Annotated in this window: 19 protein-coding genes, 1 tRNA gene and 1 pseudogene; 5 read left to right on the forward strand and 16 right to left on the reverse strand. The window is 58.4% G+C overall.

Annotated features, from left to right (window positions below):
- Positions 1 to 9: 9 nt before the first annotated feature.
- The 5 genes from infA to JT51_RS06235 all read left to right on the forward strand — a co-directional run bounded on the left by infA (position 10) and on the right by JT51_RS06235 (position 2169).
- A complete protein-coding gene (gene infA / locus JT51_RS06215) occupies positions 10 to 228 on the forward strand; it encodes a translation initiation factor IF-1 (protein ID WP_005978431.1) in 219 nt (72 codons plus the stop codon).
- A 10-nt stretch (positions 229 to 238) separates the two neighbouring features.
- On the forward strand, positions 239 to 817 hold the full coding sequence (locus JT51_RS06220) for a Maf family protein (RefSeq protein ID WP_037309072.1): 579 nt from the start codon (positions 239 to 241) through the stop codon (positions 815 to 817).
- A complete protein-coding gene (locus JT51_RS06225) occupies positions 814 to 1836 on the forward strand; it encodes a ribonuclease E/G (protein WP_037309074.1) in 1023 nt (340 codons plus the stop codon). Before JT51_RS06220 ends, JT51_RS06225 begins: the two co-directional genes overlap by 4 nt.
- Positions 1833 to 2015: a DNA gyrase inhibitor YacG gene (locus JT51_RS06230; protein ID WP_037309076.1), complete on the forward strand. Its 183-nt coding sequence runs from the start codon at positions 1833 to 1835 to the stop codon at positions 2013 to 2015. The genes JT51_RS06225 and JT51_RS06230 overlap by 4 nt, the downstream gene beginning before the upstream one ends.
- Before the next feature lie 79 nt (positions 2016 to 2094).
- Positions 2095 to 2169, forward strand: a tRNA-Phe gene (locus JT51_RS06235).
- Positions 2170 to 2963: 794 nt separating this feature from the next.
- Here JT51_RS06235 and JT51_RS22080 read toward each other — a convergent pair.
- The 16 genes and pseudogenes from JT51_RS22080 to tnpC all read right to left on the reverse strand — a co-directional run.
- The gene (locus JT51_RS22080) at positions 2964 to 3662 is read right to left on the reverse strand and encodes a hypothetical protein (RefSeq protein WP_037309079.1); all 699 of its coding nucleotides are present in this window, start codon (positions 3660 to 3662) and stop codon (positions 2964 to 2966) included.
- 219 nt (positions 3663 to 3881) lie between these two features.
- Complete coding sequence (locus tag JT51_RS06250; RefSeq protein WP_037309081.1) at positions 3882 to 4289, reverse strand: hypothetical protein; 408 nt, start codon at positions 4287 to 4289, stop codon at positions 3882 to 3884.
- 155 nt (positions 4290 to 4444) lie between these two features.
- Entirely contained in the window at positions 4445 to 5071 is a 627-nt protein-coding gene (locus tag JT51_RS06255; RefSeq protein ID WP_037309083.1) for a hypothetical protein, read from the reverse strand.
- Positions 5072 to 5075: 4 nt separating this feature from the next.
- Positions 5076 to 5345: a hypothetical protein gene (locus JT51_RS06260; RefSeq protein ID WP_037309085.1), complete on the reverse strand. Its 270-nt coding sequence runs from the start codon at positions 5343 to 5345 to the stop codon at positions 5076 to 5078.
- 86 nt (positions 5346 to 5431) lie between these two features.
- Positions 5432 to 6244, reverse strand: coding sequence for a DNA adenine methylase (locus JT51_RS06265; protein WP_037309086.1), 813 nt, complete (start codon positions 6242 to 6244; stop codon positions 5432 to 5434).
- A 135-nt stretch (positions 6245 to 6379) separates the two neighbouring features.
- Positions 6380 to 6793 (reverse strand): hypothetical protein, encoded by a 414-nt coding sequence (locus tag JT51_RS06270; protein WP_037309089.1) that lies wholly within the window; start codon positions 6791 to 6793, stop codon positions 6380 to 6382.
- Positions 6793 to 7338 (reverse strand): hypothetical protein, encoded by a 546-nt coding sequence (locus JT51_RS06275; protein ID WP_037309092.1) that lies wholly within the window; start codon positions 7336 to 7338, stop codon positions 6793 to 6795. Before JT51_RS06275 ends, JT51_RS06270 begins: the two co-directional genes overlap by 1 nt.
- A complete protein-coding gene (locus tag JT51_RS06280; protein WP_037309095.1) occupies positions 7335 to 8408 on the reverse strand; it encodes a phage tail protein in 1074 nt (357 codons plus the stop codon). Before JT51_RS06280 ends, JT51_RS06275 begins: the two co-directional genes overlap by 4 nt.
- A complete protein-coding gene (locus JT51_RS06285) occupies positions 8405 to 9076 on the reverse strand; it encodes a phage tail protein I (protein ID WP_160175166.1) in 672 nt (223 codons plus the stop codon). Before JT51_RS06285 ends, JT51_RS06280 begins: the two co-directional genes overlap by 4 nt.
- Positions 9076 to 10191, reverse strand: a complete 1116-nt coding sequence (locus JT51_RS06290) for a baseplate J/gp47 family protein (RefSeq protein ID WP_037309102.1) — start codon at positions 10189 to 10191, stop codon at positions 9076 to 9078. Before JT51_RS06290 ends, JT51_RS06285 begins: the two co-directional genes overlap by 1 nt.
- Positions 10181 to 10564 carry a GPW/gp25 family protein gene (locus JT51_RS21180; protein ID WP_051927423.1) on the reverse strand — a complete coding sequence of 128 codons (384 nt, stop codon included), beginning with the start codon at positions 10562 to 10564 and terminating at the stop codon, positions 10181 to 10183. The genes JT51_RS06290 and JT51_RS21180 overlap by 11 nt, the downstream gene beginning before the upstream one ends.
- A gap of 115 nt (positions 10565 to 10679) precedes the next feature.
- Positions 10680 to 11132, reverse strand: coding sequence for a phage baseplate assembly protein V (locus JT51_RS21185; RefSeq protein WP_160175167.1), 453 nt, complete (start codon positions 11130 to 11132; stop codon positions 10680 to 10682).
- Positions 11133 to 11151: 19 nt separating this feature from the next.
- Positions 11152 to 11928 carry a hypothetical protein gene (locus JT51_RS06305; protein WP_152563304.1) on the reverse strand — a complete coding sequence of 259 codons (777 nt, stop codon included), beginning with the start codon at positions 11926 to 11928 and terminating at the stop codon, positions 11152 to 11154.
- Positions 11929 to 12024: 96 nt separating this feature from the next.
- Positions 12025 to 12657 (reverse strand): phage late control D family protein, encoded by a 633-nt coding sequence (locus JT51_RS06310; RefSeq protein ID WP_081894611.1) that lies wholly within the window; start codon positions 12655 to 12657, stop codon positions 12025 to 12027.
- Entirely contained in the window at positions 12597 to 12905 is a 309-nt protein-coding gene (locus tag JT51_RS06315; protein WP_037309108.1) for a hypothetical protein, read from the reverse strand. The genes JT51_RS06310 and JT51_RS06315 overlap by 61 nt, the downstream gene beginning before the upstream one ends.
- Before the next feature lie 476 nt (positions 12906 to 13381).
- Positions 13382 to 14515 (reverse strand): annotated as a pseudogene (gene tnpC, locus JT51_RS06320) (IS66 family transposase); the annotation flags it as partial.

Raw genomic sequence — 14515 nt, forward strand, 5'->3', positions numbered from 1 at the left:
GGAGACAACATGGCCAAGGAAGATACGCTCGAATTTCCCGGTGTCGTGAAGGAACTTCTGCCTAATGCGACGTTTCGGGTCGAGCTGGAAAACGGCCATGAGATCATCGCACATACCGCAGGCAAGATGCGCAAGAACCGCATCCGAGTTCTGGCTGGCGACAAAGTACAGGTCGAAATGACCCCCTATGATCTGACCAAGGGTCGGATCAACTACCGCTTTAAGTAACGCCAGCCATATGGCGTTTATCTTAGGATCGGGCAGCCCAAGGCGGCTGGACCTGCTGGCTCAGCTTGGCGTGCAGCCCGATGCCATCCGCGCCCCTGACATCGACGAAACGCCCCTGAAAGGCGAACTGCCGGTTCCCTATTGCAACCGCATTACACGCGCAAAAGTGCAGGCGGTTCAGGCTGATAGCGAAGATGTCACCCTATGTGCGGATACCACTGTGGCGCTGGGTCGTCGCATTCTGGGCAAGCCCGAGAATGCCGGACAGGCCGCTGAATTCCTGCATGCCCTGTCCGGGCGGCGGCACCGTGTGATCACTTCGGTCGCGGTGCGACAGGGGGATCGGGTGCTGCAGCGCAACGTGGTCTCTCAGGTCAAGGTCAAGCGGTTGTCGGACGTTGAAATCAACGCCTATCTGGCGACCGGCGACTGGCAGGGCAAAGCTGGGGCCTATGCAATTCAGGGCCCGGCCGGGGCTTTCATCCCATGGATTTCCGGGTCGTTCACTGGCATCGTCGGGCTACCGCTGTCCGAGACCGCCGCCCTTTTGCAGGGCGTCGGCTATCCACTATATCGTGAGGCATCATGAAGGGTCGCACCATCGTTTTGGACCACATCGAAAACCGCGAGGCCGCGGCACTGATGGTGGATGGAAAACTGGATGATTTCCTGATCGCGACGGACGCTCCCGCACCCGGCACGATCTATCGCGCCCGTGCCGATCGCCCCGTCAAAGGGCAGGGCGGCATGTTCCTGACCACCCCCGATGGCCCCGCCTTTTTGCGTCAGGTCAAGGGACTGGCGCCCGGAACACTGATGCTGGTGCAGGTCACGGGTTATGCCGAGCCTGGCAAGGCGCTGCCAGTGACCGACCGGGTGCTGTTCAAAAGTCGCTATGCGATCGTAACGCCCAATGCGCCGGGCCTGAATATCTCGCGCAGCATCCGGGATGAGGATGAGCGCGACCGCCTGCTTGAGATCGCGCATGAGTGCATGGACGGCACCGGCTATGGCCTGATCCTCCGCTCTTGCTGCATGGGTGAAGACGCGGGCGAGATCGCAGAAGATATCAATTCGATGCTGGCCGACGCCGATCAGGTTCTGAACGACCCCGGGAGCGAGCCCGAGCTGCTGCTAGAAGGCGACGATCCCCATGTTCTGGCCTGGCGCGACTGGACCGATCCGGCCGAGGTCGTGACGCAGGCAGGCGGGTTTGAGGCACAAGGCGTCCTCGACGCGCTGGACGTGGCACGCGGGATTGCCGAACCGCTGGCGGGCGGCGGGCATCTGTATATTCAACCGACGCGCGCGCTGGTTGCTGTGGATGTTAACACCGGTTCGGACACGTCGATGGCGGCTGGAACCAAGGCCAACTTCGCGTGCGCCAATGGCCTTGCCCGCGCGCTGCGCGTACGGGGCCTTGGCGGGCAAATCACGCTGGATCTGGCCCCCATGCCCAAGAAAGACCGTCGTGGTTTCGAATCCGCCTTGCGCGCCGCGTTCAAGGCAGATGGTGTTGAGACCATATTGGCTGGCTGGACCCCGCTGGGCCATTACGAATTGCAACGCAAACGCGGTCGCATTCCGCTGGCGGAGGTGCTGAAATGAGTTGCCCGATCTGCGACGAAGACACGGTGGCCAAGTTCCGCCCGTTCTGTTCCAAACGCTGCGCCGACGTTGACCTGGCCAAGTGGCTGAACGGGTCCTATGCGGTCGCGTCACAGCGGGAAGAAGACATGGATGCGGATGTTTCCGAAGCTGAAGCAGAGCAATCACGTCCACATTGAAAAAATGTCAAAAAGCCTCTGGACACTGCCTGTAGCAAGTCATAGAACGCCTCCACCCAACGGCAAACGCCGTTCCCGTGCCCGGGTAGCTCAGGGGTAGAGCAGTGGATTGAAAATCCTCGTGTCGGTGGTTCGATTCCGCCCCCGGGCACCATTTAATATAAAATTATCTATATATTTCTGGAGATTGCTGCAGGCGCTGCTGTCTCTATCCACCTTAATGCCCACCCTATTCGTTTCGAAGGTGTTTATAGCGCGGCGCGGCTATTGGCAGACAGAGGCGCGGCTATTGGCAGAAATATAGCTGGATGATATCGCGCGCCGCGCCAGATTAGACGATCTCAACAGCGCTCAGTCCCATAGCTGCCAACGCAGGCAGTGGATCATCGCTTACTATAGCGCGGCGGTAGCTTCCGGACAATTTGGCACGATTTGTCGGACAGAATGTACAACACAGCTCAATCCTCTTCGTTCAACTCCATTTGCAACAGCATTTCCCCCCGCCATTTGAATCGGTAGAACCGTAAGGGGGAGCCGTCCAACGTACTTCCGAAGTCGATTTCAACGTCGTCATCTAGATATGCTATAGCATTCCGCAAATCGCCTACGGTGAGCGGGTAGCTGGTACCTGAGATCATTTCGCCAGGTCGTTTGGGCATTTGAATAGTTGAGTAGGACTTTTTTGACATGCTCATCTCCATATTGCTTTCTTTTATCCAACATGGTCGCTAGCAACGCGGCGTTGTTATTGGCGATGAAACCAAAGAACCATGTCGAACTCATCTCTCGCGGTCCGTTAGCTGCCATAGTCGGACGCAACCTTCTATAGCGCGGCGGCTTTCGGACAATTTGGCGGGGTTTGCTAGACAAGTCTGTTAAGGCAAAGCTTATAATTCGGGCTGTTGATATGGGGGCATCTGCCTGCCCCCATACTCATTTTGAACTAGGCTACTCAACGGAAAGCACTGTAGCCGAGCAATCCGAATTATTAATCAGGCCCAGTGCCTCGCCCACGTTCATGCCACCAAAACCGTTTCTGGCGCGATATCTGATCAGGACAGAATGATAGCCCTCATCGTTAACAGGCGTGATCCGTGTATCGATGAGCTCAAAGCTGTCCGGCTCTCTCATCATGTCTTTAACTGCTCGTTTGAAGTCTCTGTGCGATCCATCCCATGCGCTCAAACAGTGAAAACCTTTGCGCTTTTCCTCTGCTGCTTGTGCCTCAGCAAGACGCCTTTCCGCTTCGTCCTTCTCTTTTGCGATCCGTTCCTTTTCTAGACGCTCAGCTTCTTCCTTCGCAGCAGCTTCAGATGCCAACCTTTCGGCCTCGAGCTGAGCAGCTTTTTCCCTCGCAGCTTTTTCCGCTGCAACTTCAGCCTTATTTTGTGCCCATTTTCCGGCGTCTGAGAACCCGGCTGCTTCAGCGGCTTTCATATCCTGCGCATTTTCGAACCCTGCTTCTCGGGCTTCTGTGTTCCCCCACATGACCCCGGCGGTTCCCATGCCGATAAACCAGAAAACAAAAGCAACCGGAACTATGATCACCCCCCTCTTTCGCTTACCTTTCTTGAACAACAGAACGATTCCGTAAATCGTCGCCCCTAGCCAAAACAGGGACAAAGTAAGTGCAAATGCCTCAAACATTAGTGCCTCAATTAGTGGATGATTTATGTAAGCCCTTTTGTATCATGAGATTTCATCCTTTGGGAGAGCGACGGATTGTCATACACGCTCAAGACTAAGATAGTCGACGTTGAACCTTTCCGCCTTTGCAGGACAGATGGCGCTTTCGTTGAATAGCCGAGCGCAGTCTTAGGACTGCGGGGACGCAAAAGTCGGCGCAAAATAGGTGGCCGCGCCGGATTAAACGATCTCAACGGCGCTCAGTCCCATAGCCGCCAACGCAGGCAGTGGATCATCGCTTACAAACGCCGTGATCTTATCAGGGTGAAGCTGGGCAGCCGCAGCATCAGAATAGAACATATAGCTGCCCTGTGCCGCCTGAACCTTCGCAACATCCACACCCAGCTCGAGAAAATCCACCATGCGTGGTGACTGCGCAAGCGCAGCTATGATCGCGGGGCTGGTCACGCTGGCGATATCGCGATCCGTCCAGTCGCCGGATGTGACGGCATAAAGGTTGCTGCCACTGTCCTGCCACCGCCCGTCGGAAATGCTGTCGATCTGCTGGGCCTGCCCGAGAACGACAAACGTGTGGTTGGCTGGCTCGATGAGCGCCACCGGCACAATGTTCGTAACCGTCTGTGCCATGCGATACCCCCTGATTTACCTGCGAAATACTGACGTACCTGCGCAATCTCCTGATCGGTCAGACGGCGGTTTGCCTGAAACGTCCCGTAGAACCGCATGGCGGCGCGATTGCCGCCGCTGATTTCAAACGGACCCGCGCCGCCGTCTGCTATCGGCTATGCAACAGAGTAGTTTTTCGCGTTGTCATTTGCGTTGATGTTTCTGTCGGTGCCTGACGCCCACGAGGACAACACCATATCCAAGCCCACCGGGGATTGACCGACACTCACAGACGACGACAGCGCGCCCCATGCGGCACGAACCAGATTGGTGCCATTTTGAAGAGAAACCAGCGGCTGCCGGTGCTGATAGTTGCTCGGGCCGCTGATGCGATTGGAGACGATATGCGGGTATGAGGCGTTGAAGCTGTTCAGGCGAAAGGCCGTTACATTGGTGGCCTCTGCACTGAACGGCAGCGCGCCCGCTGAGAGTTCGTCATCGATGCCGTCGAAGTTAAGAAACCTGCGCCCGTCGCCGTCTTCCTGAAAGGTAGGACGATAGTTTGTGTTGGTCGACTGAACCGCGTGGTGCCCGTTGCCGCTTTTGTCGTTGATCCGGGCTACGGGGTCGCCGGGTGTTGTAACCGGAATGGTTCCTGCCGCGTCCTGAAACAACGTGCCCATGTCGGACGGATCAAGCCAAAGCCCCGAAACACCGGAAAGCAAGGATGCAGGGTTGAACGAACTGCCCCAACCAAAGCGCCCGGAATTGAACCGTCCCGCACCGAACCGCCCGACATGCATGGCCTTACTCCTCAACGACCAGTGTTGCTGGCCCGACCATCCAAAGCCGCTCATCGTCCTTGAGCTGCATCGGCTTGCTGTCCAGCGGCAACAGAGGATGCCCCAGCTTGGCGGCAAGTGTTGGCAGGTCGTCAGACATCGTCGTGACATAGCGCGCGATTTTGCTGCGATGTCTGTCCTCCGGATTAGACAACAGAATATCGGTGACGCCGATGGCCGTGTAACGGGCGCTGGTATCCCAGTCGCTCAAAGCGTTAAATTCCGTGCTTGCCATTGATTATTGTCCTTCCGTTTTAACGGTTCATGTAGTCGGCGATGAAGCCCTGCGATTGCGCAAGGCAGATGGCGTTTCCGCACCCATCACTCCCCCCACCAGAAATTGCTGATCAGCAGCTCGGCCCGTGCCCCGCGCGCGTCATTGGATTTGCCGATGGTGTAGGTGGTCTCAACAGGCGTGATCCGGAAGGCCGAGAAGACCTCGCGGATCTCGGGCACATCGTTGATGGACATGAGGAACTTGCCTCGGATGCCCTTTAGCTGAGTGGCGAGGCGTTCGAAATCGGCGCGCTCGAACAGCGCTTTGCCATAGTCGTTCTCACAGCCCCAGTAGGGCGGATCGAGATAGAAGAATGCGCTCGACCGCTCAATCCGGCGGATGAAATCAGCATAATCCAGGCAGGTCACCGTGACGCCGGACAGGCGGCTGTGCAGTGCTTCCAGATCCGGCTCCAGCGTGGTCAGATTGAACCGGGCTGGACGGTCGGGCGCGAGGCCGAAATTCCGCCCTGAGACCTTGCCGCCAAAGGCAGTGCGCTGCAGATAAAGGAACCGAGCTGCGCGCTGCATGTCGGTCAAAGTGGAGGGATCGGTTTCGACCAGGCGGATGAAATTGGCCTGCGTGGTCAGCTGGAACCGCAGCAGATCGAGGAAGGCGACATAGTGCTCCTGCAGAATGCGGAACAGGTTGTAGACGTCGCGTTGGGCGTCGTTGATGAACTCGGCCCTGGCCTGTTTGCGGCGGCGCAGGAAGATACCGCCCATGCCGACAAACGGCTCGGCGTAAGTCAGGTGCGGATCCGCGTCGATGATGGCGCAGATGCGTTTGGCCAGATTGCGTTTGCCGCCCAGCCAGGGGGCGACAGGTTTGGTCTGCTCGATGTCATGCTTTGACATTTGTTCTCGAATCGTTCTCTTATGCGGCCATCTCATGATCATGAGTGCGGACGGCCTTGATTTGCGTCAGGTCGGCGGGGTGTCTTGGCTGGCTTCCCCGTGGTTATGGGCGGTTGCTGCCGCCCATACCTCCGCTTAACGGTAGGTGTTCAGAACCTCCTGCAGGGTGGCGTAGTGGCCCCGATACTCGAAGGAACCGAACTGGCCACCAATGCGTACCGCGAGGTAGAAGATCAGGCTAAGGGCAATGGCCGGTGGTGCTTTCATCAGCCACGCCAGCTGTGGAAAGACAGCCCAACCGGACTTTTGCGTCACCGCATCTTTCAGCATTGCCTTCAGGAACTTCAAGTCGCAGCGGGCGCGGTCCCACCGGTCACCACCAACGGCATAACCGAAGTCATGGTGCCGCCAACTCGCGCCCCTGAAGAACCAGCTCGCCGTTTGGGTGATGAACCGACGCAGGGGATCGGGAAGCCAATACGGCCCCAGCCCATTGCCAAAGCGTTTTTGTTGAACCGGGGTCAAGTCACTGAACGATGGCCTGCACATCAGTTCACCTCGATGCCAAGCGCAGCGGCCATGGCAGCCGCCTTCACCTTGCCGCCTTCGAGAATGGCCTCGTATTTCAGCGGATCGGCTTCGGCCTCCAGATCCTCTTCAAGCATCACGCGCAGGCCCGTTGTCTGTGAGATGATTGCTTCGAACCGGCTGGCCTTGGCGACGATCTTCTGCGCGATGTCGGCTTCTGTTTTGCTTTGGATACCAGCTTCGCCAGCGATCAATGCCGTTTGATCTACGCGAGCGGTACCGGCGATGACTGCGCGCGCGGCTTCGGCCTTGCTGGGCCAGCTTTCTCGCTCGTACTGAGGCACCGGCCCGGTGATTTTCGACAGGAAGCCGTCGATCCACTTGACCATCGCGGTTTTTGCGGTGACCAGGTCAGGATAGGTCGGGCGCGGCTTCGCCAGTTCGGTCTCAAGACGCGCTTGAGCGACATCTGACGTCACCACCTGGCCTTCTATGGTGGTGGTGCCATTGTCGAATTCTGCGGCGACGCCCAGCCGCATCAGCTCAAAAACAATCCTCAGACTCATGGTGCTGCTCCGATTTTGAGAATGTCGTATGTGACCTCGTATTGAATGGTCGTGTTCTGGCTCAGTTCCGCGCTGAAGCTGTGCGACAGGACATCATCCTTAGCGAGGTCGAGAAACACCGTTGATGTGACGGTCGTGTCGTTGTTGCTCTGACCTGTTTCATCCGCATTCAGGCCAAAGATATAGCGAACCCGCGCGTCGTTATGGGTGATGGCGGCTTGCCAGAACTGAAGGTGAATATTCGGCCCGCCTGCCAGCAAACGGAACGTTCCGGTCACCTGATATTTCCCTGTCTCCGGGACTGTCAGTCGACCGTTTGGCACATTCGCCCAAACCCTGTGGGAAACCGCGTGCAGACCACCACCTGCCGAGACACCCGTCACAGGGTTGTTTAGCCGGTTCAGGATCGTTGCCGCGAAATTCGGATCATCACCCAGCGCCTCGGCGAGTTCATTGAGTGTGTCCAAGGCAGCAGGCGCGCTGCCGAGCAAGTCGTCGATCCGTGTCTTCAGCGTGGCAGGTGAAATCACCTTGGTCGGTTCAAGCCCGGCACGCGCCTCTGCAACGGTTGCGAAATCCACGGCAAGCGTTTGATCAGCTGATAAATCACCGCCGCCGGTCAGCCCGTCGCCCGCATTGAATTTACGCTCAACCGGCACATATGCCCCCGCCGATTGAACGGTCAGGACAAGGTTTTCCAGATCAGAGAACAGGATGTTTGCCTGAACAATGGCCTGTACGTGGTTCAGCGGCTTGTTCACCGGCGGATCAAAATGGGCGATGGCCACCATGTCACCGTCAGCGTCATAAAGGCCAACCTCACGAACCACAAAGGGGCCTTCCTGCGTCTTAAGCAGGATGGAGAAAAAGGCCGTGTTAGGTTGCTCGGCGATCACACCGGACCCATTTACAGGCTTGCGGCCCTGTTCGTTTTCTAGCGCTGTTTCGCCACCGGATGGAATCCGCGTTCCATCACCCCACGCCATCTCGGTAATGGTGAAGGCTTTGCCATTTGCGATGGCTGCGGCCTCTTTGTTGCGACCGGTTGTAGTCAAAATTCCAAAACTCATGACGGGGTTCCTGCGGTTGCAAAGATGGTGACCGTGGGCACGAAAACGCGCCGAACGGGGATTGTGATAACGGGTGGTGGCGGGACAACAGCCGGGGCTGTGGCTTTGATGACCGCGCCCATGTAAACGCCCACATATGCTTTGCCGCGCGCCGCGACCGCAGTGCGCAGCTCGGTGCCCTGCGAGTGTCGCTTGGTGGCGTTGATCATCCGCCAGATGGCCGCAACCTGCCGGTCGGAAAAATGCCCGCCTTCATCGGGGTACAGAAGCTCGTCGATCTCAACAGTGATGCGGTGGGTGTTGGCCACGCCCATCGGCACCTGCGCGTGCCATTGCTCGATGATGGCCGTCATGCCCAAAAGGCTGAGACCCAGCTTTACACCGGCGTCATAGCCTTCCAGCTTTTGCAACAGCCATGCGTTCTTGAGAATGCGGCGCTGGATCGCTTCGGGCAGGTCAGGGTCGATGAACTCTTCCATCGAATACTCAGCGATCAGCGCGGGCAACGCCTCGGCCGGGCAGGTTTCTGCATCCTTGACCTGAAAAGCGGTAATCGGCTGGTCGCCGATGATTTCGTTTAACGCTTGCAGGTACGCGCTGCCGCGTTCGTCCAGCACTTGCGGCGGCGTGATGCGGTCTAGCTTGGACCGGGGCCAATACGCGGACATCAGACCGCCACCACCACGACCTGCAAGGCCGTGCATCTGCGCCAGGACGACTTCGCAACAGCGGCAAAGGCCAGATTGGGCACATCCGCGTCCACAACGCCGACAATTTCCCGTGCGGCGTCGGTCAGGGCTGACGGGGCAATGTATCCGCCAAGGCTGCGCTCCCATTCATCCAGCACGTCCTGGACAGCCGCCTCGGCGTCGTCAGCGGCCTCTGCGTCGGACAGCACAAGATGCAGCTCGGCGGTGAACGCGTGCGCGGTCGGGGTTTGCACCTGAATGAAGTCACCCTGATGGATGTTGCTCTCGTTGAACACGGACAGCAGCGAGGCGATTTCCTGTGCGTTTGGTGCGCCAGTGTCCATCAAAGGGTAAATGTCCACATAGCCGGGCTGGGGCCGGTCGATATGGACGTCGATGCAGCGCGCATTCCATCCCAGCACGTCTGACACATACCGTTCGCGGTTCAGGCCGTCGCCGATCCGCTCGAAGGCCAACGGCAGGCGTTCGCGGTACCGGGCGTCACTTTCGACCTCAGCCCCACCGCCGGTCTCGGTCAGGTTGGTGACGGCTGAGATGCCGGGGATCGGGTCAACCAATGACGACAAAGCACCGACCGAGAACCCATTGGCGGCGCTGCCGGGTACGGTTGCGGTCGCCAGGACATCAACGGTCGCCTGACCGGCGGGAATGAACGCGGCCAACGTTGTGGCGAACTGGACCAGCCCGCCCGCATCGGCGACCCGTGTCCCGGCCGGGATCAGAATTTGCGACACAGCCGGTTGCGGCGCGGTGAATTGCAGGCTGGTTGAGGCCGGTGCTGCCTGCAGGCGCGGCGTATTGCGGTCCGCCCCGATGATATCCAGCCAGTTGCTGCGCGCATAGGCGACAAAGCAATTCTCAAGCGCCAGCTGCTCCTCGGCCGCGCGCAGGCTGAGCATGTAGGCGATGGTTTCCAGCAGGTACATCTCTGTCTGACTGTCAGACAGGGTGCGGCCGGTGTCGGCTTCGAATTTGGCTTTGGCCTGCTCCAGCAGCTTTGCGGCCTCGCGGGTGACAAAATCAGGCGCACCGGCTTCGTTCAGAGCGGTGATCGGGGCAACATCAGAAGGCATAGGCCACCTCCGTTATCTGGAACTCGTCCAGTACCGCCTCGCGGGGCGACCAGCTGACATTCAGCGTGATCGCCTCGAAGGTGGTCTGAAAGGTGATGTCGTGAACCTGAACGCGCGGCACCCACCGGCGCAGCGCTTCGCGCACTTCAGCCACCACAAACAGGCTGCGCACATTCATCGGGCGGTCGCGGAACTGCTCGAGGCCGCAGCCCTTTTCCGGGTTCAGCGGCACCGACTCTTTGGGTGTGAGGATGCATTGGCGGATTTCCTGCGCGAGATCCTCAAGATCAGGTGCAATCTCGCCCCACGCAGGCCCCTCGGCCGTGCGCTTCATCTGCCAATGTACGTTTGTGATGGTGTTCCGATCCAGCATGCAAGGGTGATGCCGGATCAGAGGGGGCGCAAGATACCTGAACTCAGTTCAGGGGAGACGCCGCCCTAGAGGACTTGATGCCAGCATTCAGGGGAACGGGCATCACGTCAAGGTGTCAATCGCCTACCTGATTGATGCCGTTGATCGAGGTGGCCCCCAGAGTTGTCGAGCCGGTCACAGTGACAGCCCCCTGAACTTCCAGATCGCCCTGCACAACCAGCTTTCCACCAGCGATGGACAAAACGATGCCGCTGGCGTGGCTGATTGTGAACGCCCCACCTTCCCAGATCACCGTTGACCCGTCCGGCATTTCGAAATGCACCGTGCCTTCGTTCCCGGCCGGAGCCGGATCCGCGTCGGAATAAACTGCGCCTAGGATAACACCTGCTTCGCGGTTCGCGTCCATCTGGCAAACCACCTGACTGCCGACCTTTGGGCGGGTGAAAACCTTCACCCCGGACGTGCTGCGCTGCACGACATCGAGCCAGCCGGAGATCAGTTGATCGTTGTCTTCAAACTGAACCCGGACCTGCGATCCGCGCTCGTCGACGACAATGCCGCGTTTCATCTGTTCTGACTGCATCGACTTACGGTTTTTTACTTTGGCTGGCCTGTTTTTCGCTGACACACCCACCCAGCCGAGTGAGATAGATTTCCAGCTTAGCGGGCTCTGCATTGCTTTGCCGAGCGTCTTTGGCGTTTCTGGGCAGAGAGGAAACGGAGGCCGCGCCTCCTTCAATGACCGCTTTGAACGCGCCTATGACCGCAGAGTAATCTGCAACGTCCCTTGTGAATCCTTTGCGCACGTTGATTCTCACTTCACGCATAACAGCGAGTGTGATCTCGACTGCTGTATCATCGTCTTTTAGGATATCGTCGTTCTCGTAAATTTTTGTCACGACACCAATGCAATTAAAAATCTGCGCCCCATCATAAATACTTTCAATGGTGGTCTTGTTTAGGCCACGTTGAGCAACCTGCTGCACGCCAACCGCTGCGAGCCCCCGGTTGGCTAGGGCTGTGTCAGACACGCCTTTCACAGCTCCAGCGACAACCGACGCTGCTGTCAGTATCACAAGAGCCGAAGCCGCATCCTGATTGGTTTGCGAAGTTGTTGCCGCTTGAAAATAAGCCCCCGAAAGTCTGTATGCCAGCTTACTGGCGGAGGCTAAATCTTCGGTTTGAGTAGGCTGGACTAACGCTGCATCGGCGGGCAACACTGCTTTTTCTTTGCTTATTAGGGTTTGCTCTGCACATCCAGCAAGCGTTAGAGCAACAATAGTGGTTGTGAAAATCCGCATTTTTCTTCCCTTATTGTACTTATTAAATGCATTTAAACTCATCCTATTGGCGTATTTGGCCAAGCTTTTTCTTTGGTGGCCAATCGGGTTTTCGTCGAGGCTTTCAAATTGGCCACACCCATTACAACAGGCCCAGTTGAATTTATTTGGGTATGCACGTTACCCAAGATTTCCACCGATCAGTTTCAGATTGATGCTCGTGGTGTACCCGTCCGAGCTAAAGCGATGCTGCGCCATGGTGATCAGCCAACGGCCTGCGTAGCGCCCGTAACGCGGCCCCAGTGCCACGACCTGACCGGCCAGCAAAAGTGGATCGCCAACCGTGGTGATCCGCCCGGTGCCCAGATCATCGTTCTCGCGTGCCAGACGCGCGACACACATCCGCTCGGCATGGGCCTGTGTTTCAACCCGGTCATCCAGCTTCAGCGTGTCACCGGAGGGGACGCGCGGATCCTCGGCTGTGGCGGTCAGCGTTTCTTTGCGGCCGGGATGCAGATACCGAGCCACGGCCTTGGCGTAGAGCTTATGGGTGGACTTGCGGAATCGGTAGCGTGTGACCGGATCGCCTTCGACCAGGTCAAACCGGCGCACTGGGGCTGTGCTCTCGATAGACGCGCGGGTGGTAAAGATCAACTGGTCTCCCTTGACCGAGAAATAGCCCCCCCATTCTTCAGCCAGCCGGGTCAGAAACCGCAGGTCACCCTGTTTGTCCTGCGTGATGCGCTCAAAACTCAGGTCGGCGATTTCACCGACGACGGTGAGACCGTGGCGCTTGGCGACCTTGGCGACGATAGCCGCATGGGCACGCGCGCCTGAAACGCGGTTTCAATCTTGGCCTTTTCCGATTCAACGTCACAGAAGGTCTCGTCAAAGAAGAACCGCAGTTGCTTGGTGCCATTGTCGTTGCCCAGATCCTGCAGGACCGACAGCCCGCGCAGGGGTGTCTGGCGGGCAAACCGGGCGGATTTGGCCTCGGCGTCAGCGGTCGGGCCGGTCAGGTGGTCAGTGCCGATAACGGAGTTTCCAAACAATCCAAGCATCAGTCGTGTCCCCTGCGTTGCGACTCGCGGATCCGCTCCTCGATCTTGTCGGCCGTGCGTTCCGCCAGTTCCTCGAGATCGGGCATGACGTCGCGATCCACGTTGCCCTTGATCTCGATTGTGACCGGCGCGGAGACAGTTGTGGTGCCGCCTGCGCGTGGGTTCACATAGCGCGCGCCATCGACCTCACCGGGCGCGGCAAGCGCCCCGCTGCCACCCGTCGCCAACGCCCCGGCCAGAGCCGCTGCTCGTGCCGCCTTGGTCTGTTTTTTGATGGCCTTGGCAACCAGCTGGTCATATTCGAGGCGTTCATCACGCCAGAAGCAGAACTCGGCCTCGGACATGCCCATCAGCTCGGAATGGGAAAATCCGCATTCGATCAGATGGACATGATCAAGCGGGCTGCTCAGCCCTGTCCGTTTTCGGAAGAATACGAATTTCGTAAGCGGCGTCTGAAGACCGTCTGCTATTGGCTTGAAGTTCCACGGGAGCAGATCGTCGATCTTGTTTTTGGGGTGACCAGTTGCGATGGCTTCGAGCGTGGCCTTGAGATATGCGAAGGGCTCAACACCGTTGATTTTGGCGGTTTCGATCAGAGAAGCGATGCGGCCCCAGGCCTTGCCGCCCTCATCGTGCCCCGCAAACAATGCGTTCTTTCTGTTCAGGGCAATTGGCCTGATTAAATTTTCGACCTGGTTGCTATCGATCTCGACGCACCCGTCATTGAGGAAGGTTTGCAGGTCATCCCAGTGACGGTGGATATATGCCAGTTTTTCGCCGAGGCGAGACTTGGCCGAGACGCGGATGCGCTGAGTTTGCAGCCAGTCGCCGAAGGCAGCGACCAGGGGCGCAGATCGGGTCTTGCGTGCCGAGAGACGCTGGCCGGGGGATGTGCCTCGGATGTCTTTTTCGATAGCATAGATTTCGGCGATCTGGCGCAGGCCTTCGGCGGCGATCTCGGATTTGTCGCGGTCGTGGATTTCCTTGAGCTTGCGGCGGGCGTGCGCCCAGCAATGGGCCACGACGATGGGCTCGCCGCCCTTGCGCGTGGTGCGGGTCAGACGATTGTATCCGGGGTAGCCATCCAGTTGCAGGATGCCGTCGAAGCCTGTGAGGAACTTTTCCGCATTCTCGCCCCGCCGGTCGGGGGCGTAGAAGAACACGACCCCCGGCGGGTCATCGCCGCCCCAATTGCGATCATCGCGGGCCAAAGCCCAGAGATATCCGGTTTTGGTCTTCTTGCGGCCGGGGTCGAGGATCGGGGCTGTCGTTTCGTCCATGAAGAGCTTCGTGGAGGTCTTCAGGTGCTCGGCCAGCCGGTCCACGACCGGGCCCAGATGGAAGGCTGCCTTGCCGACCCAATCCGCCAGAGTGGATCGGTGAATGTCGATGCCTGTACGACCCAGGATTTGGGATTGCCTGTAAAGCGGACAGTGATCGGCATATTTTGACACCAACACATGCGCGATGGTGCCCTCTGTTGGCAGCGCTCTTTCGATCAGGCGTGCTGGTGCCAGGGCCTGGGTCACGCCATCGGTGCAATGGCGGCAGGCGTATTTTGGACGCACGGTGACAATCACGCGCAGTTTGGCGGGCACGATATCCAGCCG

It is taken from the genome of Ruegeria halocynthiae (assembly GCF_000743705.1).
Taxonomy (GTDB): domain Bacteria; phylum Pseudomonadota; class Alphaproteobacteria; order Rhodobacterales; family Rhodobacteraceae; genus Ruegeria; species Ruegeria halocynthiae_B.